General features: G+C 66.7%; 27 protein-coding genes. 11 read left to right on the forward strand and 16 right to left on the reverse strand.

The genetic code is table 11. The annotated features are described in order from the left end of the window. Positions 1-76: 76 nt before the first annotated feature. Entirely contained in the window at positions 77-685 is a 609-nt protein-coding gene (locus AC1DX5_RS21265) for an FMN-dependent NADH-azoreductase (RefSeq protein WP_478017273.1), read from the reverse strand. Between the two features lie 110 nt (positions 686-795). On the opposite strand from AC1DX5_RS21265, the gene AC1DX5_RS21270 reads away from it, so the two are divergent. Both AC1DX5_RS21270 and AC1DX5_RS21275 read left to right on the forward strand, forming a co-directional pair. Next, positions 796-1,713, forward strand: coding sequence for a LysR family transcriptional regulator (locus AC1DX5_RS21270; RefSeq protein WP_478017274.1), 918 nt, complete (start codon positions 796-798; stop codon positions 1,711-1,713). Positions 1,714-1,771: 58 nt separating this feature from the next. Continuing rightward, positions 1,772-3,469: an SDR family oxidoreductase gene (locus tag AC1DX5_RS21275; protein ID WP_478017275.1), complete on the forward strand. Its 1,698-nt coding sequence runs from the start codon at positions 1,772-1,774 to the stop codon at positions 3,467-3,469. Positions 3,470-3,588: 119 nt separating this feature from the next. Here AC1DX5_RS21275 and AC1DX5_RS21280 read toward each other — a convergent pair whose 3' ends face one another. Further along, on the reverse strand, positions 3,589-4,155 hold the full coding sequence (locus AC1DX5_RS21280; protein WP_478017276.1) for a GNAT family N-acetyltransferase: 567 nt from the start codon (positions 4,153-4,155) through the stop codon (positions 3,589-3,591). Between the two features lie 89 nt (positions 4,156-4,244). Here AC1DX5_RS21280 and AC1DX5_RS21285 point away from each other — a divergent pair, with 89 nt between their 5' ends. Further along, positions 4,245-5,255 (forward strand): M28 family peptidase, encoded by a 1,011-nt coding sequence (locus AC1DX5_RS21285; RefSeq protein WP_465170410.1) that lies wholly within the window; start codon positions 4,245-4,247, stop codon positions 5,253-5,255. A 2-nt stretch (positions 5,256-5,257) separates the two neighbouring features. On the opposite strand, the gene AC1DX5_RS21290 is transcribed toward AC1DX5_RS21285, so the two are convergent. Together AC1DX5_RS21290 and AC1DX5_RS21295 are read right to left on the reverse strand one after the other, a co-directional pair. After that, entirely contained in the window at positions 5,258-6,616 is a 1,359-nt protein-coding gene (locus AC1DX5_RS21290) for a pectate lyase family protein (RefSeq protein WP_465174633.1), read from the reverse strand. A gap of 17 nt (positions 6,617-6,633) precedes the next feature. Further along, the gene (locus tag AC1DX5_RS21295; RefSeq protein WP_478017277.1) at positions 6,634-9,897 is read right to left on the reverse strand and encodes a TonB-dependent receptor; all 3,264 of its coding nucleotides are present in this window, start codon (positions 9,895-9,897) and stop codon (positions 6,634-6,636) included. A 421-nt stretch (positions 9,898-10,318) separates the two neighbouring features. On the opposite strand from AC1DX5_RS21295, the gene AC1DX5_RS21300 reads away from it, so the two are divergent. Beyond that, the gene (locus AC1DX5_RS21300) at positions 10,319-10,963 is read left to right on the forward strand and encodes a hypothetical protein (RefSeq protein WP_465170407.1); all 645 of its coding nucleotides are present in this window, start codon (positions 10,319-10,321) and stop codon (positions 10,961-10,963) included. A 299-nt stretch (positions 10,964-11,262) separates the two neighbouring features. Here AC1DX5_RS21300 and AC1DX5_RS21305 read toward each other — a convergent pair whose 3' ends face one another. Beyond that, positions 11,263-12,501 carry an esterase-like activity of phytase family protein gene (locus AC1DX5_RS21305; protein WP_478017278.1) on the reverse strand — a complete coding sequence of 413 codons (1,239 nt, stop codon included), beginning with the start codon at positions 12,499-12,501 and terminating at the stop codon, positions 11,263-11,265. A gap of 37 nt (positions 12,502-12,538) precedes the next feature. Then, complete coding sequence (locus AC1DX5_RS21310) at positions 12,539-12,757, reverse strand: hypothetical protein (protein ID WP_465170405.1); 219 nt, start codon at positions 12,755-12,757, stop codon at positions 12,539-12,541. A 246-nt stretch (positions 12,758-13,003) separates the two neighbouring features. Between AC1DX5_RS21310 and AC1DX5_RS21315 the strand changes: the two genes are divergently transcribed. Further along, on the forward strand, positions 13,004-13,381 hold the full coding sequence (locus AC1DX5_RS21315; protein WP_478017279.1) for a hypothetical protein: 378 nt from the start codon (positions 13,004-13,006) through the stop codon (positions 13,379-13,381). Positions 13,382-13,628: 247 nt separating this feature from the next. On the opposite strand, the gene AC1DX5_RS21320 is transcribed toward AC1DX5_RS21315, so the two are convergent. From AC1DX5_RS21320 to AC1DX5_RS21335, 4 genes are all read right to left on the reverse strand, one after another. Then, positions 13,629-14,135 (reverse strand): FKBP-type peptidyl-prolyl cis-trans isomerase, encoded by a 507-nt coding sequence (locus AC1DX5_RS21320; protein ID WP_478017280.1) that lies wholly within the window; start codon positions 14,133-14,135, stop codon positions 13,629-13,631. 65 nt (positions 14,136-14,200) lie between these two features. Beyond that, the gene (locus tag AC1DX5_RS21325; protein WP_478017281.1) at positions 14,201-14,587 is read right to left on the reverse strand and encodes a type II toxin-antitoxin system VapC family toxin; all 387 of its coding nucleotides are present in this window, start codon (positions 14,585-14,587) and stop codon (positions 14,201-14,203) included. After that, complete coding sequence (locus AC1DX5_RS21330) at positions 14,584-14,841, reverse strand: type II toxin-antitoxin system Phd/YefM family antitoxin (protein ID WP_478017282.1); 258 nt, start codon at positions 14,839-14,841, stop codon at positions 14,584-14,586. The genes AC1DX5_RS21325 and AC1DX5_RS21330 overlap by 4 nt, the downstream gene beginning before the upstream one ends. A gap of 138 nt (positions 14,842-14,979) precedes the next feature. Next, on the reverse strand, positions 14,980-15,585 hold the full coding sequence (locus tag AC1DX5_RS21335; RefSeq protein ID WP_478017283.1) for a DUF4142 domain-containing protein: 606 nt from the start codon (positions 15,583-15,585) through the stop codon (positions 14,980-14,982). Between the two features lie 197 nt (positions 15,586-15,782). On the opposite strand from AC1DX5_RS21335, the gene AC1DX5_RS21340 reads away from it, so the two are divergent. After that, positions 15,783-18,002 (forward strand): hypothetical protein, encoded by a 2,220-nt coding sequence (locus tag AC1DX5_RS21340; protein ID WP_478017284.1) that lies wholly within the window; start codon positions 15,783-15,785, stop codon positions 18,000-18,002. Positions 18,003-18,031: 29 nt separating this feature from the next. Here AC1DX5_RS21340 and AC1DX5_RS21345 read toward each other — a convergent pair whose 3' ends face one another. Beyond that, positions 18,032-18,781, reverse strand: a complete 750-nt coding sequence (locus AC1DX5_RS21345) for a Crp/Fnr family transcriptional regulator (protein ID WP_465174626.1) — start codon at positions 18,779-18,781, stop codon at positions 18,032-18,034. 387 nt (positions 18,782-19,168) lie between these two features. Between AC1DX5_RS21345 and AC1DX5_RS21350 the strand changes: the two genes are divergently transcribed. Then, on the forward strand, positions 19,169-19,444 hold the full coding sequence (locus AC1DX5_RS21350; RefSeq protein ID WP_478017285.1) for a DUF6894 family protein: 276 nt from the start codon (positions 19,169-19,171) through the stop codon (positions 19,442-19,444). Next, entirely contained in the window at positions 19,441-20,160 is a 720-nt protein-coding gene (locus AC1DX5_RS21355; protein WP_478017286.1) for a Crp/Fnr family transcriptional regulator, read from the forward strand. Before AC1DX5_RS21350 ends, AC1DX5_RS21355 begins: the two co-directional genes overlap by 4 nt. A 239-nt stretch (positions 20,161-20,399) precedes the next feature. Here the strand turns inward: AC1DX5_RS21355 and AC1DX5_RS21360 are convergent, their stop codons facing one another. From AC1DX5_RS21360 to xth, 4 genes are all read right to left on the reverse strand, one after another. Then, positions 20,400-20,564, reverse strand: a complete 165-nt coding sequence (locus AC1DX5_RS21360; protein ID WP_478017287.1) for a hypothetical protein — start codon at positions 20,562-20,564, stop codon at positions 20,400-20,402. 232 nt (positions 20,565-20,796) lie between these two features. Next, the gene (locus AC1DX5_RS21365; protein ID WP_478017288.1) at positions 20,797-21,147 is read right to left on the reverse strand and encodes a DUF3147 family protein; all 351 of its coding nucleotides are present in this window, start codon (positions 21,145-21,147) and stop codon (positions 20,797-20,799) included. Positions 21,148-21,559: 412 nt separating this feature from the next. Beyond that, entirely contained in the window at positions 21,560-21,733 is a 174-nt protein-coding gene (locus AC1DX5_RS21370; RefSeq protein WP_465174621.1) for a hypothetical protein, read from the reverse strand. Between the two features lie 186 nt (positions 21,734-21,919). Next, positions 21,920-22,693: an exodeoxyribonuclease III gene (gene xth / locus AC1DX5_RS21375; RefSeq protein ID WP_478017289.1), complete on the reverse strand. Its 774-nt coding sequence runs from the start codon at positions 22,691-22,693 to the stop codon at positions 21,920-21,922. A gap of 73 nt (positions 22,694-22,766) precedes the next feature. Here xth and AC1DX5_RS21380 point away from each other — a divergent pair, with 73 nt between their 5' ends. From AC1DX5_RS21380 to AC1DX5_RS21390, 3 genes are all read left to right on the forward strand, one after another. Then, complete coding sequence (locus tag AC1DX5_RS21380) at positions 22,767-23,393, forward strand: YbhB/YbcL family Raf kinase inhibitor-like protein (RefSeq protein WP_465170392.1); 627 nt, start codon at positions 22,767-22,769, stop codon at positions 23,391-23,393. After that, a complete protein-coding gene (locus AC1DX5_RS21385; protein ID WP_478017290.1) occupies positions 23,393-23,995 on the forward strand; it encodes an alpha-ketoglutarate-dependent dioxygenase AlkB in 603 nt (200 codons plus the stop codon). Before AC1DX5_RS21380 ends, AC1DX5_RS21385 begins: the two co-directional genes overlap by 1 nt. Before the next feature lie 169 nt (positions 23,996-24,164). Continuing rightward, positions 24,165-24,554 (forward strand): c-type cytochrome, encoded by a 390-nt coding sequence (locus AC1DX5_RS21390; RefSeq protein ID WP_465170390.1) that lies wholly within the window; start codon positions 24,165-24,167, stop codon positions 24,552-24,554. Between the two features lie 27 nt (positions 24,555-24,581). Here the strand turns inward: AC1DX5_RS21390 and AC1DX5_RS21395 are convergent, their stop codons facing one another. Continuing rightward, positions 24,582-24,740, reverse strand: a complete 159-nt coding sequence (locus AC1DX5_RS21395; protein WP_478017291.1) for a hypothetical protein — start codon at positions 24,738-24,740, stop codon at positions 24,582-24,584. Positions 24,741-24,849: the final 109 nt, after the last annotated feature.

Below are 24,849 nucleotides of genomic sequence, written 5' to 3' on the forward strand. Positions count from 1 at the left end.
ACTGGATCCCGGCCTTCGCCGGGAAAGGAGAAAGGGTGCCGCGGCCGTGGGAGATTGGCGCCCGCGGAACCCGACTTTACGCTGCCAGCTTGCGGATTTCCGCCTCGGCGCTGTCGATCGCCTGCTGGCGCTGCGGCTCGCCCATCGCGACGCCTTCGGCGCGGATGAAGCTGATGTCGGTGATGCCGAAAAAGCCGAACACACCGCGCAGATAGGTTTCCTGATGGTCGAGGAACGCCGCCTGGGTGTCGGCGCCGTAAAAGCCGCCGCGCGACGAAGCGATGATCACCGTCTTGCCGCCCGCCAGGCCTTCGGGACCATTGGCGCCATAGCGGAAAGTGCGGCCGGCGACCGCGAGGCGATCGATCCATGCCTTCAACTGGCTCGGGATGCCGAAATTATACATCGGCGCGCCGACGACGACCACGTCCGCATCGAGGAATTCCTCGAGCGCCGCCTGGCCGGAGGCGAGATCGCGCTGAAGCGGCTCGGCTTCGGGCACCGCGCCCTGGGCGGCGGCGAGGTGAAGGCCGGAAAGGTGATCGACGGGGTTGGTTGCAAGGTCGCGGCGGACGATCTCGATGCCGGGGTGCAGCGCCTGCTGCTGTGCGACGATCGAGGCCGAGAGATGACGGCTCACCGAGCCCGGGCCGAGAATGCTTGAATCGACATGGAGGAGCTTCATGATGGTGTCCTTCGCAAACGAGGAAAGTGATTGCGAAGCGTCAGATATGGACTCGTTATATAGCGCAACAGCCTATATATTCATCTGGATACCATCTGGAAAACCGATACATGCTTGACGCCGTCTCGCTCGATCAGCTCCGCACTTTCCTCGCCGCGGCCGAGGAGGGCAGCTTCTCCGCGGCCGGACGCCGGCTGGGCCGCGCCCAGTCCGTCGTCAGCCAGACGCTCGGCACGCTCGAACGCCAGATCGGCGTGCAATTGTTCGATCGCAGCGCACGCTATCCGGCGCTGACCGAGGCGGGCAGCGCGCTGGTGCCCGAGGCGCGGGCAGTGGCGGGGCGGATGGATTCGTTCAAGGCGCGCGCCCGCGATCTCGCCGGCGGGCTGGAGGCCGAGCTGTCGGTCGCGGTCGACGTGATGTTCCCGATCCATGTCTTCGCGCATGCCGTGCGCGATTTCCAGGCGACCTTCCCGCACACGCCGCTGCGCGTGAATGTCGAGGCGCTGGGCGCCGTGGTCGAGCCGGTGGTGGAGGGACATGCGGCCTTTGCCGTGGTCGGCACCCTGCCGCTCGTGCCCGAGGATTTCGTGCAGGAACGGCTGCTCTCGATCCCGCTGATAATGGTCGCGGCGCCCGAACATCCGCTGGCGCAGCGCGCAGGACCGATTCCCCGGGCCGACCTTGCCGAGCATGTCCAGCTCGTCCTCACCGACCGGTCGGAACTGTCGCGCGGCAAGGAATTCGGCGTGCTCTCGCCCAGGACCTGGCGCATCGCCGATCTCGGCGCCAAGCATGAATTCCTGCGCGCCGGCCTTGGCTGGGGCAGCCTGCCCGAACCGCTGGTGCGCGCCGATCTCACCGAGGGGCGGCTGGTCGAACTGGTGCTGGAGGATGGCTGGCCGGAGGGCAATGTGCTGCCGATGCTCGCGGTGCACCGCAAGGATACGCCGCCGGGCCCGGCCGGGCGCTGGCTGATCGAGCGGCTGAAGGATACGGTCGCTCAATGCCCCGGCGGGCATGATTGAGGGGACCCGCATCGCCATCGCAATAGGCCGTTATTGATCCGGTAAGTGTCGGATGCCATTGCGCTTTGCTGACACGGAGCATGGCATTGCGCGCAACCACGATCATCAGGGTAGATGCCAGAAGGGGACGGCGCTGAGCCGGGTCCTGATCCTTGGCGGCTATGGCGGGTTCGGCGCGCGGCTCACGCGCCGGCTCGCCGGGCGTGGCTATCATATCCTCGTCGCGGGCCGCAATCCGGACAAGGCGGAGGCCTTTTGCGCGGAGGTCGACGGTACCGAGCCGGTGCTCGCCGACCGCAACGGCGATCTCGATGCGCTGCTGGCCGAGCATCGCCCCGACCTGCTGATCGATGCGGCCGGACCGTTTCAGAATAGCGGCTATGGCGTGCCGCTGGCCTGTGTGCGGGCAGGCATATCCTATCTCGACCTCGCCGATGCGCGCGACTTCGTGACCGGGATCGCCGCGCTCGATGCGGCGGCGCAAGTGGCGGGCATGACGATCATTTCCGGCGCGTCGAGCGTCCCGGCGCTGTCCGGCGCGGTCGCGCGCCGGCTCGCAAAGGGCATGGACCGGGTCACTCAGGTCGATGTCGCGATCAGCGCGTCCAATCGCGCGACCGCCGGCGCGTCGGTCGCCGCGGCGATCCTGTCCTATGTCGGACGACCGATATGGCTGTGGCGCGGCCAGTGCTGGACGTCCGGCTGGGGCTGGCAGGAATTGCGGCGCGAGACCTTTGCGGTGGCGGGCGTGCCGGCGGTACGCGGTCGCTGGGTCGCCCTGGCCGAGGTGCCCGATCTGGACCTGATGTCCGGCATGCTGCCGGGTGGCCCGGCGGTGGCCTTTCGCGCCGGCACGGAGATTGCGCTCCAGACCATCGGACTGTGGCTGCTGAGCTGGCCGGTTCGCTGGCTCGGCCTGTCGGCTGCGCCGCTCGCGCCCGTCCTGCTGCCGCTGCAGCGCCTGACCAGGCCGTTGACCAGCGATCGCTCCGCCATGTCGGTGCGTCTGGCGGGAGAGGATGAGGCCGGGCTGGTCGAACGCCGCTGGACCCTGATTGCCGAACGGGGCGACGGCCCCGAGATCCCGACGCTCGCTGCGGTCCTCATCGCCGAGGATATTCTTTCCGGCCGCATTCCGGCCGGGGCGGCGAATGCATCGCGCTTTCTCGATCTCGCCCGGTTCGAACCCTTGTTCGGGACGCTCGCCCTGCGCCACGAGGCAATCGAGACTCGTCTGCCGCCACCCCTGTACCGGCGCGTGATCGGCCCGGCCTTCGACGCGCTGCCGGCCGCGGTTCGCCGGGTGCATGAGGTGTGCCGCGACGGCGGTGCCTCGGGCGAGGGTCGGGTGGAGCGCGGTACCGGGCTGGTCGCGCGGACGGTCGCGCGGGTCATGGGCTTTCCGCCGGCGGGGACGCATCCGCTGCATGTCGCCTTTGCCGAACGGAATGGCGTGGAGACCTGGACCCGGTCCTTCGGCCAGCATGTTTTTTCCAGCCGGCTGAGCCAAAAGGGCGCCCGGCTGGTGGAGCGGTTCGGGCCGCTGCGTTTCCATTTCGACCTGCCCTCGGACGACCAGGGTCTCCGCATGGAGATGCGCCGCTGGACCTGTTTCGGCCTGCCGCTGCCGCTGGCGCTCGGCCCGCGCATCCAGGCGCGCGAATGGCAGGAGGGCGAGTGTTTCCGCTTTGACGTGACGGCCGCGCTGCCGCTCATCGGGCTCGTGGTGCGGTATGACGGATGGCTGGCTACCTAGTTTCGCCCGTCACCCCGGACTCGTTCCGGGGTCCATCGTGCCGCAAAAGCAAGGGTGCGGCGCCTGCGGAAACTTGGATGCCGGAACAAGTCCGGCATGACGGAGAAGCGACGCGGCGTTCAGCCCCCCATCGGCCCGCCCGCGAAATCGTCCTTCGCGATGGCATAGGTCACATGCCGGATCACCGCGTCGCCCATCCGATATTCCTGCACCCGGTCGGTCAGCACGCCGCCGATCTTCTCCACCGCGCGGCGCGATCGGAGATTGTCCTCGCCGATGCGGAAGATGACGCTGTCATAGCTGCCAAAGGCATGGCCGAGCATCAGCCTCTTCATCTCGCGGTTCCACCCCCCGCCCCAGCGCTCGCACGCGACGAAGGTCCAGCCGATCTCGACTTCGCCGGGTTCGGTGAACAGTTCCGAATAGCGCGAGAAGCCGAACACCGTGCCGTCGGCGCGGTCGCGGGCGACCAGCCCGCCGCGATCGGCCAGCGCATCGTCGAAAAAGGCGCGGAACACCGGCTCGCGATAGCGTTCGCGCATCGGGTGCATCGCCCAGATCGCCGGATCGGACGCCACCGCGAACAGCGCCTCCCAATCCTCCGGCACCTGCGGCCGCAAGCTGAGCAGGTCGCCTGACAAGGTCGGCTGGAAATCGAACATCGCGTGGCCCTCCCGTGGCGACATGCTCTGACGCCGGAACAAGGCGATGTCGTGGCACCGGTTTGGCATTGGTTGGTGCGCCTGTTAGCCATGTCTGCCAGGAAGGGGCGCCAATGATGGACGACACGAGCATTTGGCGGACCCGGCTCCTTTCGCTCGCGATCGTGGCCGCGATCTTCCTGCTTCCGGTGGCGACGCTTCTGTGGCTGACGGCGGTGCCGGGCACTTCCTATGCCGGCCCGCTTCCGCCGCTGACCGCCGGCGAGGCGCAGCTTGCCGCCAGGCTGCGCGGTCATGTCACCGCCATCGCCAGCGTGCCGCATAATGTCGAGCATCCGATCGAGCTCGAACGCGCGGCGCGGCATATCGAGGGGGCGCTGGCCGGCATGGGTTATACCGTGCGCCGCCTGAGCTTCAGTGCCGGCGGGGAGCGGGTGCGTAATATCGACGTGGTGATCGAGCCCGCCAAATCCGACGCGAAGACCCTGGTGATCGGCGCGCATTACGACAGCGCATTCGACGCGCCCGGTGCGAACGACAATGGCAGCGGCACTGCGGCGGTGCTCGAACTGGCGCGCAGCCTCGCCGATCTGCGCGGCAAGGCGGCGCTGCGCCTCCGGCTGGTGCTGTTCGTCAATGAGGAGCCGCCCTGGTTCCAGACCCCGCTGATGGGCAGCGTCGTCTATGCCGCCCAGTTGAAGCGCGGCGGCGAGCCGGTGCTGGGCATGATCAGCCTGGAGACGATCGGCTATTACAGCGATGCGCCGCACAGCCAGCATTATCCCTGGCCGCTCGGCATGCTCTATCCGGAGACCGGGAATTTCGTGGCGTTCGTCGGCACGACCGACGCGCGGGGTTTCGTGCGGCGGACGGTTCGGTCGTTCCGCGAGGTCGCGCAATTCCCCAGCGTCGGCGGCGCGGCACCCGGCTTCATCCAGGGGGTGGACTGGTCGGATCACTGGGCCTTTTCGGGCGAGGGTTTCCCGGCATTGATGGTCACCGACACCGCGCCCTTCCGCTATCCGCATTATCACAGCCTCGCGGACACGCCCGACAAGATCGATTATGACCGGCTCGCGCGGCTGGTGTCGGGGCTGGACCAGACGATCAGGTCGATGCGGTAGGGTCAGCGCCGGGCCGTCGCCAGTTCCTCCAGCCATGTATCGAGATGGCTATAGCCTCCGCCCGCCGGCCGCGCGGCATCCGCCGGATCAGCCGGATCGAGCTTGTGGGCGCGCTCCCAGCGATCGGGCAGGCCGTCGCCATCGCCGTCGCGCCACGGCGCGCCGGGCGGCAGGTCCGGCCAGCCGCCGACCTGCTTCTGGCTGTTGATGATCCCGCCGGTGCCCGCCGTCACATCGCCCACGATCCGCACATCCACCGCGTCGCGCACCAGCGACGCGCCCGCCCGCGCCAGCACTGCCTGCTCGCTCTCGGCCCAGCCCTGCGCCCGCACCGGCCTTATGGTGAGCGCCGCGATCCGGTTGGCCGGGTCCTTGATGCCGGTGACCAGGCTCATCGGATCGGCCGGCACCACGCCGTTCATCGCATTCCCCGCGAACAGCGATCTGGCCAGCGGATCGCCCTCGTCGAACGCGATCGCCGCCTTGCTCGACGGGCCGGTGCGATAGCTGTTGTCGATAAAGGCATAGGCGCTGTGCGACGCCTTCTCCCCGCTATCGGCATTATAGCCCGATCGCGCACCGCCCCAATTGTAGAAGAGGTTCGACCGGAACTCGATGCGCGGCCCTTCCGGGTCCTGGGCGGGCGGCATGTAGTTGCCCGGGCGCGGCATGCGCTGGATATGGTGCGCCCAGAGATTGTGGTGGAAGCTGATCTCCGCGCCATGCGCCGCGCGGATCAGCGATCCATAGCCATGCTCGCCCTTGGCGTGGATCGACCCGTCGAGCGATTCGGCGATGATCGACCATTGGATGGTCACGTCGCGGATATCGTCCTCGGGCTTGCGCTGCGGAATGCCGACCGACAAGGTCTCGTCGACCGACCAGCTCGCCGAGACATGGTCGAGGATGATCCGCCGCCCGCGCTCGACCGTGATGGCATCGGTCTCCACCCCCTCCTCGTCGCCGAGCCGCGACCGGATGAAGCGGATCACCACGTCGTCGGCGTCGACCAGCAGCGGCTGGCCGCGCAGGGTGATGCCGCCCCCCGGCGCGGTCTGGCCGGCAATGGTCACGCGCGGCTCACGGATCTTGAGCGGCTTGAGCAGGGTGATCGTCCCGCCGATATCGAACAGGATCACGCGCGGACCGCTAGTCTCGACCGCGGCGCGGAGCGAGCCCGGCCCGGCATCGGCCAGGTTGGTCACCCGCAGCACCTTGCCGCCACGCCCGCCGGCCGAACAGGCGCCCGCTCCCTCGGCGGTGGGGAAGGCGCGCTGGCATGTGTCATGGGCCGGCGATGCCGGTGCCGTCCCCGCTCCCGTCCCCGACAGCGCCCCCGACAGCACGGCACCGATCGCCATGATCCGCATCGCCCGCATCAGAAGATGAACCGCACGCCGCCGGTGATGATCCGCCCGGTGCTGGCATAGGTCTGGGTCACCGGGTTGGCGGCATACATGGTGCGATATTGCTGGTCGTTGGTCAGGTTGCGCCCCTCCAGCGTCAGCTTGGCGAAATCGGTCACGTTCACGCTGATCGCGAAATCGACGTTCAGCGTGTCCTCGTTATAGCCGAAATCGGCCAGCACCGGCGAGTTGCAGGCGGCCCCGGCATTGGTCGTGGTGCCGACGCTGCAGGTGCCCGTCGCGAGCGGGAAGCGGTTGACGTAGCGCTTGCGGTACGCGCCGGAGACGCGCGCCGACCAGACCTTGTTCTCGTAATAGAGCGTCGCGTTGAACGCGTCGGGCGAGGTGTTGAGGAACGGCCCTTCGGCAAAGCTGTTCTGCGCGGTCGCGGCGGTGCCGGTCTGGGTGGTCGAGAGCACGGTGCCGGTCAGATAGTTCAGCTTCGACTCGATATGCGTGTAGTTCGCCGCGATGCCCATTTTGTCGAAGGGCGCGGGCAGGAAGAAGAAGTCGGTCTGGAGATTGACCTCGACGCCCTTGATCGTGCCGCCCGGCGCATCCTGGAACTGGCGGATCGCCCAGGTGCCGCCGGCCAGCGTATAGGCCTGCAGCGTCGGACTGGTCATCGCCGCAACCAGCTGATTGTAGATCGCCGGCTCGAACACCGAGGAGAGCGGCGCCTCGCCCGCGATCTGCTGCGGGAAGGAATCGATCTTCTTGCTGAACAGCGCCACCGCGATCAGCCCGTTGTTGCGGAAATAGCGTTCGAAGCTGAGGTCGAAATTGGTCGCGCGGAACGGGTTGAGATAGGGGTTGCCGACCGTGACCGCCGGCGCCGCGCCGGCCGCGTTGAGGCCGCTGGCGAAAGCGGTGGTGCCCGGCGTCAGGCTGGCGAGTTGCGGACGCGAGATCACCTGTGCCGCGGCGAAGCGGATCAGGAAATTGTCCATCGGCTCGTAAGTGATGTTGGTCGAAGGCAGCCAGTCCCAATATTCGTTGCGCGCCGTCACCGGGATGCCGAGCACCCCGTCGGTGCCGCCGACATTGCCGAGGCCGTTCACCCGCGTATTGGCGATGCGCATGCCGGCATTGCCGCGCAGGGGCCGGCCGAACGCGTCGACATTGAAATCGACCTGGAAGAAGCCGGAAATGTCCTTCTCGGTCACCGCGTTGCGCTGGCGCCCGTCCGCCACGGCACGGTAATCGCCCCATTTGTTGATGCAGTTGCAGTCGATGCCGAAACGCTGGCGGAACTTGTCCAGGTCGGGCGCATAGAAGCTGGTCGGCGTGCCCTGAGTCACCTGCAGCCCCTGGCCGAAGCCGACCGTCTTGCCGAGATCGGTGATCGCCAGGTTGGATTCGAGCAGGGTCGGGTTGATCGCCTCGATGTCCTGGCTGCGACGGCCCTGGTCGCTGTCGAAATCGAACTGCTTGAACGTCCCGCCGAAGCGCAGGGTCATCTCCGGCAGCGCCTCATAGGTGAAATTGGCGCGCGCGACGCGGAACTCGTTGTTCACGAAGGTCTTGAAATAGCGGATCGTCGACAGGCCCTTGACCAGCGTCCAGCTCGCCGGCGCGGCGACGTCGAAGCCGGGGTTGAAGATCGGCATCCTGTCCCCGCCGCGATCGTCGAAGATATAATTGTCCCGGTCGATCGCGTTGATCTCGGCGAGCAGCCCGGTCGCGCTGAATTCGGACCGCGACCAGCCGATCGTCCCGTCCAGCTTCAGGTCGTCGCTGATGTCCTGGCGGAAATTGAGCGTCGCCTGCTTGAACTCGGTCGATCCATATTGCGCGTCGGAGGAGCTGCGCCAGTCGACATCGTCGAGCAGCAGATAATCCGCCTGGCCCGCGCCGTTGACATGCGCGCCGCGGATCTTCGTGTTCGGGCGGCCGATCAGCTCGTTGTAATAGCCGGTCAGGTTGGCGGTCGGCACGCGCCCGACCGAGGTCGCGGCGTTATAATAGTCGTACGGGTTGAGGTTGTTGGGATTGCGGCTGTTGAGCATGCCGGCCAGCACGCCGCCATAGAGCGCGTCGCCGCAGTCGATCGTCGCGCTCTGGGTGCAGGTGGGGTAGAGCGCGACACGGTCCGCATTGCCATTGGCCGTGCCGGCGGCGCGCAGCGTGTTCTGGGTGACGCGGGCATTGGTGCCGTTGCGGTTCAGGCCGATCGTGGTGATCGCGTCGGTGATGCTGTCCTGGTCATATTTCGAATAGACGAAATCGGCGATGATCTCGGTGTGGCTGGTCGGCTGCCACTGCATCGTCGCGGTCGCGCCGATCCGTTCGTAGCGCAGCTCCTGCCGGCCGATCGAGGGCAGAGCGGGGATGATCGTGGTCGGGGTGATCAGCGCATAGGCCGCCGGATCCGACCCGAAGGTCGCGCCGGTGCCCCCTGGCCGCGCGAAGCCGAAGGTGTTGGGCGTGACGCCGTTCAGCTGCGAGTTGCGATAGCTATATTCGAACGCGCCGATATTGCGGCGATAGGAATCGATCTGCTGTTCCTGCTTCTGATAGGCGCCCGACACGAGGATGCCGAACGTGTCGGTCAGCCTGATCGAGGCGAGGCCGGTCAGGCGCGGATTCCATGACTTGCCGTTCTCGCGATATTCGCCCTCGGCGCCGAGCGCGAAGCGATTGCCCTTGTTGGCGAGCGGCCGCCCGGTGGTGAGATCGACGATCGCGCCGAGCGAGCCTTCGTCGTTCACCGCCGCGGTCGTCTTGGTGATGGTCACGCCCCCGAACAATTCGGAGGCGAAGGTGTTGAAATCGAACCCGCGGCTGCGGTTGGCGCCCGCGTCCGAGGTATTGCCGCCCGCGACATTCTGCGCATCCGCGCCGTTCAGCCGCACCATCTGGAAATCGCCGCCCAGGCCGCGCACCGTGATGGTGCGGCCCTCGCCATTGTCGCGGTCGATCGAGACGCCGGGCAGGCGCTGGATCGATTCGGCGAGATTCGCGTCGGGGAATTCGGCGATGTCCTCCGCGGTGATCGCGTCGATGATCTGGTCGGAACGGCGCTTCAGCGACAGCGCGTTCTGCAGCGACGCGCGAAAGCCGGTGACGACGATGTCGCCCTCGTCCGTGCCGCTGGTCTCGCCCGCCTGCGGCGCCGGCACGGGGTCCGCCGCCTCGCCATAAGCCGGCATGGCCATGGCCAGCATGCCCATTGCCGAGCCGACCATCCATCGAGTGCGCCGTGATGCGGCCGTGCCGCGCGTGTCCAAGGTCATCCCGTCTCTCCCGAGCGGCCGGCGGATCATTCCGCCATGCCGTGATGTTTCGGGAATGACAGCGGTGTCCGTTCCGTAGCGTTCGGGCCAGGCCATTACCCGACGGCCTGTTTCCGATCCCATGACCCGTCACGGGCCTCCACTACGGTATTAGACATTGTTTTCAGCGTGATACGTGAAGCTCTGATCGTCTCCGCGTTACCACTACCCCCACTGGCATCCCCACCCCGTCAGACCTGCGATTATCTCGCAGTGCCATTTTGACACCGGTATCATCTCGTTGCGATCCGCCGCTGTCAAGAGCCAACAACCGCCGTATCTGCGGTACAGCGGAAGCGGTCGCTCTGCCTTTGTCCGGCCCCGCATCTCGGCTAAATGAGCAGGCGCACGGCGAACGGGCCGGTGCGGGAGGGGAGGAGTCATGACGATCGATCGCATGGTGCGGCACTGGCGGCCGCTGTTGCTGGCGGCGGGGCTGGCGGCGTTGCCGGGCGCGGTGACGGCGCAAGCGCAGGTGGCGCCGCCACCGCCGGAGGCGCGCGCCGCGCCCGTGCTGAACGACGGCGCGCATGATTTCGATTTCGAGTTCGGGCGGTGGAAGGCGCATATCGCGCGCCGCGTGAAGCCGCTGACCGGGTCCCGGACCTGGGTCGCGTATGACGGCATCTCGGTGGTGCATCCGCTCTGGGGCGGCAAGGCGAATATCGGCGAGCTCGATATATCGGGTCCGGCCGGGCGGATCGAGGGGATGAGCCTGAGGCTCTACGACGCGGCATCGCGGCAATGGAAGATCCGCTGGGCGAACGGCGCCGACGGGGCGCTGGGCGCGCCGATGGTCGGCGGCTTCGCTGATGGCCGGGGTCTGTTCTACAATCAGGAGGAGCTGAACGGCCGCGCGATCCTGGTACGCTTCATCTTCTCGAACATGACCGCCACCCGCTTCCGGATCGAACAAGCCTTTTCCGACGATGGCGGCACGAGCTGGGAGGTCAACTGGATCTCCGATTTCACCAGGCTGCCGGACGGGGATCGGGGGCAGCCGGGGCGATGGGGAGCGGATGGTTGACGCGATGGTAACGCTACCAGTTGCAGTTTATGGATGCTGCAATGCAATATTTGCACTTGCGATAAAACCTGCTGCAGCGCACAAAGATCGTGCCTTTCAGGCATCCTCTCCTAAAACTTTCACGGCCGGTCTCGTACCGGCCTTTTTTTTGTCCGCGATTCGGCTATGGAGACTCGCCGTCGTATCGCCTCAAACAAGAAACGAAACACAACAGGAGTGGGGAAGCCGCCGGAAAGACCGGCACCGGCGACGCGACAGCGCGGGGGATCGAGCAGCCAAAGGCGCTCTCCCCCGCATTTTCATTCCATCAACACATTGGCGGGCAAGGCGATTCGCCAGAAACGCGTCGTCACCCCGTCCACCCCGAAATCATTGTCGTTGACCAGCAACAGCGAGTCGGCGGACATCAGGGTGACGCCTTCCAGATCGGCGTCGATCCCAGGATGGTCGTCCGTCGAGAAGACCAGGGTCTTGGCCAGGTGCGAAAGCGATTCGCCCGCGGCGCTGCGTTCCTCCACCGTCGGCCTGGTGGCGATATCGAGCTGGCACGGGTCGAGCGCGCGCTTGTCGTCGAGCGTGACGGCGTAGAATTTGCTCGTGGCCGATGCGCGTTCGAGCACCAGCAGGGTGCGCGGTCCGGTCATCGCGATGTCACACAGCTTCAGGTCGGCGCGATCGACATCGCCGATCGCCGAGTCGCGCCGGAAGCTGCCGGGCTTGTCGAGCCGGTAGAGGAATTGCCGGGTCACCGCGCCGGTCGCCACCTCCATCTCCCACAGGCGGACATGCCGCGCGCGGCGATGCGTCTGCTCGTCGGGATGCGCGAGCGGGCTCTGCAAGGCGAGGTAGAGGCGGTGCCCGTCGGGTGAGAGCGCCAGCGCCTCGAAGCCGCGGTTGAGCGCGCGGCGCGCGGCGATCGCCGGCAGCGCCTCGACCACGGGATAATCGGCCCCACGAAACGCATCGCCGCACCCTTTGGGCACCCAGCGCACCAGCACCAGGCCGTCGGCGGCGACATGGAAGATCGACGGGCCATATTCGTCGGCGATCCAGAAACTGCCGTCGGGCGCGGCCGCGATGCCTTCGGTATCGGCGCCGGACGGATCGGGCGCGATCGGGGTGCCATGCGCGTCGAAGGCGGGTTCGCTGAACCGTCCCGGCACCGGCAGGCCGGACAATGGCCGCCCGCTACGATCGCGCAGCGCGATGGTGCGCAGGCAGGTCACCCGATTGCCCTCGACGCGCAGCTCGGAGATGGCCGGGCCGATGCCGGGAAAGGGCATGATCTTGGCGCCGGCCAGATCGGCAAGACGGTCAAGGCCCTCCAGCCCGTACCGGTCGATCGCAAAGGGGATCTTCATGTTGGGCCCACGATCGCCGACCGCCCACACCACGCCCGGCGCATCCCCCGCCCGCCGTGATAGCCCCGACCCGAGCCCGCGCGTGACGCGGAGCGTGCCGCCGGGCAGATCGAGCGTGCCCAGCAGCTCATCGGCATAATCGAGACGGACGGCATGGACGGAATCGCGATGGGTCATCGCCCCGCCATAGCCGCTTTGCGGCCGTGAAGCCCGTTCAGCGTTCGCGCGGCCGGTCGACCAGGCCGAAGATCGCCGGGCCTTCGATCAGCATGCCGACGCCGGGCAGGCCGGCCAAGATGCTGAAGGCGGCGAGCAGCAGCTCGACCGTGGTTACCGGATGATTGTCCGGCGGCATGGTCACCAGCAACCGCAGCGCGATCACCGCCGCCACGCTCGCCATCACCATTGCCGCTCCGATGTACCGGGTTCGCATCGCCATCGTCCCTGCGCCCCGATTGGCGCGCGGCCGAGATGGGCCCGGCGGGCGTTAAGCTTCGAGAGCGAACCACCGTTTCCGCATTAAGCCGGCATTGGCAGGCACCGCCGGTCATGGCGCTCGGCGCTGAGGCGATCCCGGTCGAGCGTGCGCGGGAGCGGCTCCGCGCTGGCTGAACGCGCACCGGCCCGATGCGTTTTCATCTTCACGCCGCCTGCCGATTCCTGCGACAAGCATCGCATCATGATGGAGTCGCCCGCGATGAAGATCCCGATGTCTGCTTGCCTCGCTCTCGCGCTTGGCGCCTGCGGTCAGCCCGCCCCGCAGCAGAACGCCGCCGCGCCGGCCACGCCCCAGATCGATTATCTCGGGCGGATCAACGCGCTGGCGCCGAAGCAGCGCGATGTCGTCTTCTACCGCGCGCTCGACGATGCCGGCAGCGATTGCCAGTCGGTGTCGAGCTCCGAGCCGCGCGCACCGGTGCAGGGCCGCCCGGCCTGGACGGCGCATTGCGAGGACGGGCGCGACTGGGTCGTCATCCTCCAGGAAAGCGGCATGCTGCAGATCGCGACCAAGGACGTCGACGCCGCGACGCCCGCCGGCAACGCGACCGCGCCTTAGAGAGGGCAGGTTTGTAACGGAACGAACTTCAGTTCCAGGCCTGCGCCTCTGGAGCGCCATGCGTTCACGGGACGCGCTCGCCACATTTTCCGTTCCCCGGCGAAGGCCGGGGCCCAGTTGGGGGACGATCGTGGCGGGTGCCGGATGCCGTCACATCAACCTTCCCACCTGGGCCCCGGCCTTCGCCGGGGAACGGGGAGGGCTAGCGCGAACTTCCTCCGGTCGATCACATTTAACGCACTCCGCTCTAACCCCCGGCGGGCGCCGCCCCGAACAGTTCGATCGTGAACAGCAAGGTCGCGCCGCCCGGGATCGGCCCGGTCGCCTCGGTGCCGTAGGCCAGGTCGGCGGGGATCGCGAACTCGAAGGTGTCGCCGACCGCCATCAGCGGTACGCCTTCCTGCCAGCCGCGGATCAGCCGGGGCAGCGGGAAGGTCGCGGGCGCGCCGCGGCCGACCGAGCTGTCGAACTCGGTGCCGTCGATCAGCTTCCCCGTATAATGGATCGTCACCCGGTCGGTCGGCGCGGGATGCGGCGCGCCGGCGGGGCCTGCCTTGATCCGGCGATAGCGCAGCCCGCTGACGGTATAATGCCAGCCATCGGCTTCCTTCAGGCTGAGCAGATAAAGCATCTGGCGGTTGTGCCAGCCGGCGTCCTGGCTGTTGACCGCATCGGGCGCCTCCTGGGCCGATGCCGCCGGCGGCAGCGCCACCATCACCATCGCTGCTGCCGCTGCTGCCCAGATCCTGCCCATCACATGCCCTTCGCGCTCATTGTCGTGGGCGCTCTATAGCCGGATGCGCGGTCAAGGGAATTGGATCAGGCAAGAACCGGCGCGATGTCGGTCCTGGCGAAATCGTCGCCGACATAGAGCAGGCCGCATCCACGCTCCTTCGCCACTTCATAGGCAAAGCAGTCGCCGAAATTCAGCGCGGCGGGGTGGAGCCCCTTGCCCCATAGCGCATAAGCCTCGGCGACGCGTCGCGCCGATGCGGAATTCACCGGCGCGATCTCGAAGCCGAGGCCATCGATCAGCGCGGTCAATTCCTCGCCGACATTGCGCCGCGCCGCCACGATCAGCGCTTCGGCCATGGTGCCGGCTGAAATGATCAGCTCCTCCTCGCCTTCAAGCGCCGCGATACAGGCATTGGCCTTCGGCTCGTCGAGCAGGATCGCCATCAGTGCGGACGTGTCGACCGCGATCACCCGGGCAGGCCGTCATCTTCATACAGGAAATCCTGGCTGCGCGCGGCCGGCGGACCAGCCGTTTTTTTGGCCGCGGCAGACGCACGCAGGGTCTCGAGCAGGACCCGGCGCGCCTTGCGGTCCGGCACCGGATGGATCGGTACCAGACGGACGGCGGGGTGGCCATGCCGCGTCAGCACGACCTCGTCACCGGCTTCGGCACGGCGCACCAGCTCGGTAAGCTGCCCTTTTGCATCGGATACCGACACGCGCATCGTCCTGTTCTCCTGGACCATTGAATGGACCATATAGGAGAAAGATAGACCATCATATGGTCCATATCAAGGCTTGGGCAACCCCGGATCAGGTCCTGGCCGAACAAGGAACGGCAGTTTTCCCCGCCATCCCCAGGATCACCGCACTTCCAGCGCCTTGGCCATGTCGAGATGGCTCTTCACCACCGGCGCGATCTCGCCGGCCGCTGCCTTGAGCGGTGCGACATCGCCGTCCTTCGCGAAATCCTCCATCAGTTCCAGCGCGTCATCATGCGCGTCGATCTGCCCGTCGATATAGGCCTTGTCGAAATCGGCGCCCTTCAGCTTGGCCAGATCGGCCAGGTCGTCATTCTGCTCGCCGGTCAGGGTCGCATCGGGGGTGATCGCCGGGCGCGCCTTGGCCGCCGCCGCCTCGATCTTCGCGGTGGAGGCGGTGTGCGCCTTGATCATGTCGTTCGCGAACGCCTTGACCTGGGCGGAGGACGCGCTGGTCAGCGCGAGCTTCGCCGCCGCGATCTCGAACGCGTCGCTCTTTGCCGCGGTATCGGCGAAGGTCTGGCCGCTCGGCGTCGGGTTGAGCGCGTCGCTCACCGCATCGGCGGCGTTGGCGGCGCCATTGCCCAGATCAGTCATCGCCTCGCCGGCGCTGTTCTCGACCGTGTCGGCGGCCTGCTCGGTCTTGGGGCCACAGGCGGCGAGGCTCAGCGCCAGGGCGGCCGTCGCGACGGAAGCGAGATATTTCATTGGAAGGAGACTCCTTGGGTACAGGCGGCTTCGAACGCCCGGACAAGCCCGCCGTTCCGCGACGCTCCGGTGCGGGGTGGCGTTGCGTCCGCTGTTCCGGCGCTGACCGGACGATCGTCATAACCTGCGTCAAGGGAGGCCAGCTCACTGGAACCGCGGGGGCCGAATCCGGTTGTGCGGCCGGAAGGGAGGCCGCCATGGCGACGCTGGTACGGACCGAGAAGCTGCCGGGCCTCACGCCGTTCGCGCTCGCCCTGCGCAAGGCGCTGACGACGGGAGGGTCGCGGCGCGTCGCGGGTTTCACCGCCGGCGGGCTGGCGATCGAGGTCCGCGCGACCGGCGATTCGCTGTGGGCGCTGATCCGGCGTGAGGGCAAGGGCGGCCTGGCGCTGCGGCTCGCCTTCGTGCCCGAGGGCGATTTCGACTGCACCGTGCACAAGGTCGGGACCGACGAAGCCGCGCGGCTCAAGGTGACGAGTCCGCTCGGCACGCACGACATCGTCCTGCGCTCCGGCGGCGAGGCGCTGGAGCATCTGCGCGTCACGATATGCCTCACGCCGGCGACGGCGCTGCTCGTGCCGTTCCTGCCGCGCGATCTCTATCCGCTCGATGCCAAGGACGATCCGGCGGGCGCGGTCGGCCATGTCGAGGCGGCGCAGCGCGGGCTCAACAGCGGCCTGCTCTATTTCCGGATGGAGGAGCCGGCCTTCGGCAACATCCTGTATTTCCAGAACCTGACCGCGATGAACGACTATTATCTCGCGACCGGCACGAAGCCCGACGGGGCGGTCGGCGGCGTCTGGCCCGAGCTCGGTTATCTCGTGCCGACGCCGATGCCGGGCGAGATGACGCCGGACAAGGCGCTCGACGCCGGCGTCACGGTCACGCTGTCGGATGCGATCCTCGTGTTTCGCCACGACGCGCCCCAGGCCGAGGCTGAATCGGCGCGGCAATTCCTCCAGATGCTCGGGGTCGTCTACAAGCAACTCGACCTGCCGATCACTGACTATCGCGACTGGATATCCCGGTCCGAAGACACGTTGCGCGATCTCGACACGGCGCCCGAGGCGATGATCCGCCATTACGGTCATCGCTATGTCCATCCCTATACTGCGGCCGAATATCCCGACATCATGGTGCAGATGTCGCTGCTCTCGGCGATCCATGACTGGGGCCGGTGGAGCGGCGCCGCGCACCCGCTCGAGCCGGAGTTCAAGGCGGGGCTGAGCCGCTTCTACGACCCGAAGCTGAAGACGCTGCGACGCTATCTGCCCAATGTCGGCAGGGACAAGAACAAGGATGCGGTCGACAGCTGGTATCTCTACCACCCGATGCTCAATCTCGGCCGGCTCGCGCTGCACGGCGACAAGGCGATGCGGCGGCTGTTCCTGAAATCGGTCGATTTCGGCGTGAAGGCAGCGCGGCATTTCCACTATGACTGGCCGGTCATGTACGACGTCACCGACTTTTCCGTCATTACGGCGAATGCCGGCGACGATCGCGGCCAGACCGATGTCGGCGGCATCTACGCCTGGGTCATGCTCCAGGCCTATGAGCTGACCGACCGCCACGAATATCTGCAGGAGGCCCGCGCCGCGATCGAGGCGGCGATGGGCCGGCGCTTCAACCTCAACTATCAGGCGAACCTGACGGCATGGGGCGCGGCGGCCTGCATGCGGCTATGGCGCATCACCGACGATCGGCGCTTCCTCGACCAGAGCTATGTCTATCTCGCCAGCTTCTTCCACAACAGCGAGATCTGGGAATCGGAGATCGGCTTCGCGCGGCATTTCCGCAATTTCCTTGCCGTCACCTGCCTGCAGGACGCGCCCTATATGGCGATCTACGAATGCTTCGACAGCTTCGCCGCGTTCGAACATTATCTCGATGATAGCGGGCCCGATCTCGAGCCGGCGGTGCGCATGCTCGTCGCCGAATATTGCAAATATGCGCTCGACCGGGCGTGGTTCTATTATCCCGATGCGCTGCCGAGGGAGATGCTCGCGACCGAGATCCGCAACGGCCATATCGACCCGAAACTATCCTTCCCGCTGGAGGACCTTTACGCCGATGGCCAGCCGGCCGGGCAGGTCGGACAGGAGATTTACGGTGCCGGTGCCGCCTTCGTGTTCGCGACCCGCTCCTTCCACCAGGTCGAGGGCGCGCCGTTCCTGCTCCATTGCAACCATTTCATCCGCGCGCGCGAACGTCTGGCGGATCGGGCCCTGTCGATCTCGCTCGATGGCGGGGAAACCTGCCTCGCCGCGTTCAGCCTGGTTCGCGCAAAGCGCCGCAAGCTGCCCAGGACCCGGGTCACCATGGCGGGCGGCGATGTGATCCGCCCGAAAGCCGTGACCGCGGATCGCATCGACTATGTCGTGCCGGCCAATGGTCGGCTGGTGCTCAGCTGGGATTGATCACGGCCAGATGCGGCGACAATCCCGGCCTATTCTGGCGGCATCACCGTCTGGTCGAGATGCAGATAGAGCGCGCTGAAATCGGCCGCGGCTTTCAGGCGGTCGAGATCGTCGAAGCGGACATGGCGCTTGTCGCGCCGGATCAGCCCGAGCTCGCTCAGTGCCTTGAGCGTACGGTTCACATGCACGCTGGTCAGGCCGACCGCGTCGCCCAATTGCTCCTGGGTGAGCGGCAGATGATAGCCCTGGCCATCGGTCAGCCCCGCCGCTTCCATCCGCACGGATACCTCGCACAACAGATGCGCGACCCGCGCCTTGGCGTCGCGGCGACCGACATTCAGCACCCATTCGCGAAAGATCGACGCGTCGATCAGCGCGTCGGTCCACATCGCGCGGCCGATCGCCGGATGGCGCAGCACCAGCTCCTGCAGCGCCACGCGGTCGATCTCGGCCGTCTCCAGCCGGCTCAGCGCCTGGATGCTGTGGTCGGCGCGATTGAGGAACAGATGCTGCAGGTCAAGAAAGTCGCCCGCCATATGGATCGAGACGATCTGCCGCGCGCCGGTCGCCGCCAGCTTCTGCCGGAAGGCGAGACCGGAAAGCACGAAGCTGCACTGTTTCCTGGCCGGCTCGCCCTCGCGCAGCACATAGGCCGGCGCTTCATAGGTCCGCTCGGTGAAGGGCAGCGCCATGATTGCCGTGCGATCTGACGGGCCAAGTGCGGTACGGCTTTCCAGCTTGCGCACCAATTTGGACAGGGGATGATCGTCCGACGACATGCAGGCTCTCCGATGGGCGGGAGCTCACGCATCTCTCAGTCGCCGGACCCGGACTTAACCCAATGACGATGGTCCGGCTTTAACACATGCAGTGCGGCAACGGGAACAAAAGTTGGAAAAAACAACTACAACCTATGTTAAATGATAGTGACGTCGCCGTGCCGACGATATGAAAACGCCATCACCGGGATATGCGTTTGGGTTCCGGTGGCTGAGAGACAGTCGCGCGGATCGATCAAGGTTAAGGACCGTAACGGCGCGGTGCTCACTGCCTGCGCGCTGACGCGGTGGAGATCAGCCCGTCCGGCTGACCATTCTCCGGTCATGTCGGCACCGGGTGACCCCTGATGGCATGGCCCCGTCACATCCCCCGGAGCGAAAGCGGTGGTGCGGCGTTCGGGCCTGATGCCCAGATATTATTTCCACATCCATAACGGCACCGGCCTCACCCCCGACGAGGAAGGGCAGGAACTGTCCGGCCCGGACGAAGCGCATGACGCGGCGCTGGCCGGTATCCGGTCCATCCTCGCGGACGAGCTCGAAGGCGGCGAGATCGACCTCGACGGTCGCATCGAGATCACCAACGGCGACGGCGCCGCCGAGCGGACCGTGCCGTTCGGCGAAGCCGTCGAGGTGCGCCAGCCCGGGAAAAAGAGCGGATGATCGAAAAGCATCTGATGCGCCTGCGCGCCCGCGACGACGTCAGCGCTGAAGAGGAACAGGCGATCCGCGCCGCCATGTTCGAACCCCGCGAGGTGGCGGCGCGCACCACGATCATCCATGCCGGGCAATTGCTGTCGACCTCGACCATGCTGCTCGACGGGCTGATGTGCCGGTACAAGGACCTGCGCAATGGCGAGCGGCAGATCACCGAGCTGCACGTGCCGGGCGATTTCGTCGATCTGCACAGCTTCTCGCTGAAGCGGCTCGACCACAACATCATGGCACTGACGCCCTGCCGGATCGCGGTGGTGCCGCACGACCGGCTGACCCGCATCACCGAGGATCATCCGCATCTCGCCCGGATGTACTGGTTTTCGACCAACCTGGACGCGGCGATCCACCGCGAATGGGAAGTGTCGCTCGGGCGGCGCACCGCGCTGTCGAAGACCGCGCATCTGTTCTGCGAGCTGCATGTCAGGCTCGGGCTGGTCGGGCTTGCCGACGAGACGAGCTATGACCTCAAGCTCACTCAGATCGACATCGCCGAATGCCTCGGGCTCACTGCGGTCCATGTCAATCGCACCTTGCGGGAATTGCGCGAACAGGGCGCGGTCGAATTCGGCAAGGGTCGCGTGACGATCGGGGACRTGGCCCGGCTGCGCAAGATCGCCGAGTTCGAGCCGGGCTATCTCTATCTGGAACGCCAGCACCAATAAGCCGGCCGGGCGCGGTTTGTTTCCGGCAGGAGCCATAACCACACCGTCATGCCGGACTTGTTCCGGCATCCAACGCGCCGCGAAAGCTGCACGGCGTTGGCGCGCGGCACGATGCCACGGCCACTGCCGACCTCGTTCGGCACCGTCCCGTGAAGAGAGCGGTTCACGCAGAGGCGCGGAGGCGCGGAGAGATCATGCCGAATCGCGCAGTTCCGACAATCTCCGCGCCTCCGCGCGAATCATCCTTCTTCGCGCAGCACAACGGTCAGCACGCACCCGGCACGCAGCAGCGCCGGGATCGGTCGGAACATCGGCACGAAGGCAGCACGTCGATTCAAAAGCGCCCGGGATCGTGGCAGCGTCGGCCGGAATCGCGCCTTCACGGCGCTCACGCTCTTTGACATCGCCGGCATCTGTTGGAAGATCCGCTTTCCCTTTTCCGGGCGGCATCTTCCCTGTTATCCGGGCACCGTTCGCTGTTATCCATAACAGGGATGGTGACCACATCTTGTTGATAAACATCGTCTTTATGACGGTCGGTCGACCGCTCGCAGCGGAAAAAACAATTCTTCCCTGTTCTGTCCCTGTTATGGCCGCGGAACAGCGAAAACCCGGCCCGAACCTTGTTGGAAATTCCTAGAGCCGCAGCCCGAAGCGCGGCCCGATCCACATCATCGCGAGATACAGCGCGACGGTCAGCGCGCACCCGGCGAACAGCGCCAGCCAGAACGGCACGCCGTGGCGCAACAGCGCCGGGATCAGCAGGAACATCGGCAGCGACGGCAACACGTACCAGAAGGTCGCGCCGGCATGATCGGCCATGGTCGCGGCATCGGGCTTGTCGTGCCACAGCCACATCATGCCCAGCACCGAGACGAGCGGCAGCGACGCGACCAGCGCGCCGAAGCCGGGACTGCGCTTCGCGATCTCGGAGACCGCGGCGATGATGATGCCCGAGACAAGGGCCTTGATCGCGAGATAGAGCATGACGGCGAGCCTAGGGCGGCCAGCGCCGATCGCCTAGATCATCGTGCGGTAAATCGGAGCAGCACAGGCGCTCGCCTCTCCCCTTTTCTTGCTTCCCCGGCGAAGGCCGGGGCCCAGTTGGGGGACGATCGTGGCGAGGTGCCGTGCGTCGTTACAACCACCTTTCCAGCCAGGCCATCAAAGCCACCAACACCCGTTCGTCCTGAGTAGCCATCGAGTAGCCGCGCAGCGGCGTATCGAGAGGGCGTATCGAAGGACAGGTTCCGCGCGACCACCTGTCCTTCGATACGGGCTCTCGATACGCCTTCGGCACCTCGATCCCCACTCAGGACGAACGGATCAGATTTAACGCTCGCCGCTCTGGGCGCCTTCGTTTCACTGTCCCTGCATCGCCCGCAATCCGGCGCCGTGCCTATTCGCTCGTGCTGCGATCCGGTTCCGCCGGCGCATCGTCCCCGGCCAGGTGCGCGTAACGGCCGGCCAGGTCGGCATGGATCACGCGCGCGGAAGCGCCGGTCTTCGCGGCCGCTTCGCGCTCCTGCTCGGCGCGGCGACGGAAATACTCGCGATCGGTCTGATTCGGCATGACAACCCCCATCAGTCAATGCGGGGAGCTCTCCACCTGCTCTCGGTCGCCGACTCGCAACGGTAGGCCCGGCGATAATGGAATCTAACATTTGTTGCGGTGGGAGTCTCTAACATCGCTCATGGCCGGCAATGCCCTTTTATCAGGTTGATCTGACGACATTCGGGCTGCCGGGCACCAGCCTGCTCAGTCCTCGATCTCGATCCACACCGGGGCATGGTCGCTGCTCTTCTCCCAGCCGCGCACCTCGCGATCGACCTCGGCCGCGACGAGCCGGGGCGCGACCGAGGGGCTGAGCAGCAGGTGATCGATGCGCAGCCCGGCATTGCGGGCATAGGCGTTCCGGAAATAATCCCAGAAGGTGTAGATCGTCTCGTCGGGGTGCCTGGTCCGCAGCGCATCGGTCCAGCCCTGGTCGAGCAGGCGGAAAAAGGCGGCGCGCACCTCGGGCGCGAACAGCGCGTCGTCGAGCCAGCGCTCGGGCTTGTAGACGTCGCGCTCGGTCGGCATCACGTTGAAGTCGCCGGCGATGATGACCGGCATGCCCGTCGCGAGCAACTCGGCCGCATGCAGGATCAGCCGCTCGAACCAGGCCAGCTTATAGTCGAATTTCGGGCCGGGCCGGGGATTGCCGTTGGGCAGATAGAGCCCGGCGATCAGCACGCCGTTCACCGCTGCCTCGATATAGCGGCTGTGCTGATCGTCCGGGTCGCCGGGCAGGCCGCGTCGCGTCTCCACCGGCGCGCCGACCCGGCTGAGCATCGCGACGCCGTTCCAGCTCTTCTGCCCGTGCCAGATCGCCTCATAGCCCGCGGCCTGGATCGCATCGGCGGGGAATTTCTCGTCCGGCGCCTTCAGCTCCTGCAGGCACACCACATCGGGCGCGCTCTCCTCGAGCCAGCGCAGCAGCACGGGCAGGCGGCCATTGACCCCGTTCACATTATAGGTCGCGATCTTCATCGGCGGCGTCCTCTCACGGAAACCTCGCAACATCGGCGGGTTGATCCCATCTAACGCATGAAGGAGGCCGCCGATGCTCGAACATGTGCCGCACTGGCTGGGGAGTCTGTTCAAGGGCGTGCGCGCCGGCCATGCCCGGCTGGTCATTGCCGATATCGACCTCGGCCTGACCGGCGATGCGATCGACCTGTCCAGCCCGGCCTTCGCCAATGGCGCGCGCCTGCCCGAGCGATTCACCGCTGACGGGGCCGGCGTGTCGCCGCCGCTGGTGTGGGGCCCAGTCCCGGAGGGCACGCTGAGCCTGGCGCTGATCGTCGAGGATCCCGACGCGCCGTCGCTGACGCCTCTGGTCCATGCGGTGGTCTGGGGCCTGCCCGCCGACGAGCACCGGCTGGCCGAGGGCGCGATCGCCGAGGACGGCGCGGGCGACGGCGATGGCCGCGATGTCGGGCGCAACAGTTTCTTCGCCCAGGGCTGGCTGGCGCCCGATCCGCCGACCGGGCACGGCTCGCACGATTATGTGTTCCAGCTCTTCGCGCTGTCGGAGACGCCGGCGCTCGGCGCCAATCCGGGCCGCGCGGCGATCGTCGAGGCGATCCGCGGGCGCGTGCTGGCGGCGGGCGTGACGACCGGCACCTATTCGCGCGGCGAGCAGGCGCCGACCGGCCCGGCGCGCCTCGGGCGCGCGGCGACGGCATAGTGGCGAGCCGGATCGACCTGTTCGGCATTCAGCCCGCGCTGCCGCCCGGCCTGCCCGCGGGCATCGACTATGCGCCGGACATCGTCACGCCCGATGAGGAACGAACGCTGGTCGAGCATCTCGACCGGATCGAGGTCACGCCGTTCCGTTTCCAGGGCTGGCTGGGCAAGCGGCTGACCACGTCGTTCGGCTGGCGCTACGACTTCGACGATGCGAGCTTCGGCCCGACCGAGCCGATCCCCGATTTCCTGCTGCCCCTGCGCGAGCGGGCGGCCGGTTTTGCCGGGCTGGCGGTCGCCGATCTCGTCCAGGCGCTGATCGTCCGCTACGATCCCGGCGCCGGCATCGGCTGGCACCGCGACCGGCCGGTGTTCGAGCATGTCGTCGGCATCTCGCTCGAGGCCGAGGCGACGCTCAGGCTGCGGCGGCGCACGGAACAGGGCTTCGATCGCGCCGCGCAGCCGCTCGCCCCACGCTCCATCTATCATCTGGGCGGGGAGGCGCGGCACGGCTGGGAGCACAGCATCGCCGCCATGGCGGTGCGCCGCTGGTCGGTCACCTTTCGCAGCCTGTCGGCAAAGGGCCTGAAGGTCGCCGGCTAGAGTCTTCGCGCCCTCACCGTGCGAGGGGGCCGAACAAGGGCATTGCAAGGTCGCGGCAAGCCCGCCTTAAGGGAAGAGCGCCGCGCGACTCTCCCGCTGGCCGGTCATCACCGGTTCAACTGGAATGCGCGAGGGCGAAGATCGTGACGTTGCGTATGGGAGCATCCGAATGAAGTATCTTGCTGGTCTGACGGCGATCGCAATGCTGGCCGGTGCCACCGCGGCGTCCGCCGCGCCGCCCGCCGATGCCGTGGCCGGGGCCGTGGTGTTCAAGAAATGCGCTTCGTGTCACAGCGTCGATCCGTCGGGCAAGAACGGTCTTGGCCCCACTCTGCGCGGCGTGGTCAATCGCAAGGCGGGCACCGTGGCCGGCTTCAACTATTCGCCGGCGATGAAAGCCTCGGGCCAGGTGTGGAACGACAAGAACCTCGCCCGCTTTCTCGCCGCGCCGCGCCAGGCGCTGCCGGGCACCAAGATGATCTTCATCGGGCTGCCCAATCCGCAGGATCAGGCCAATGTGATCGCGTTCCTCAAGCAGAACGGCGCCGGGAAGAAATAGCCCCGCCGCGTTGGCGCTGCGGATCGGTCAATCGTCCGATTGAGCCTGAAGCGACTTCTTGTGCTGCTGGAGCAGCTCCTCGGCCTTGGCCGAAAGCTGCTTGGTTTCCTCGATGCTCTCGCGCAACGCATCCTGCGTCGCTTCGATGCGGGCTATCTCGGCTTCGAGTTTTTTGCGCTTGTCCATTGTTCCCCACTTGGGGGCTTAATGCAGATTAAGGGGCGATGTTCCGCCAATTGTCGATAATGTGACGCAAATGCGACGAAGCGAGCCAATATCGTCGATATATCGTGTT

This window comes from Sphingomonas sp. P2_B6 (assembly GCF_056404755.1).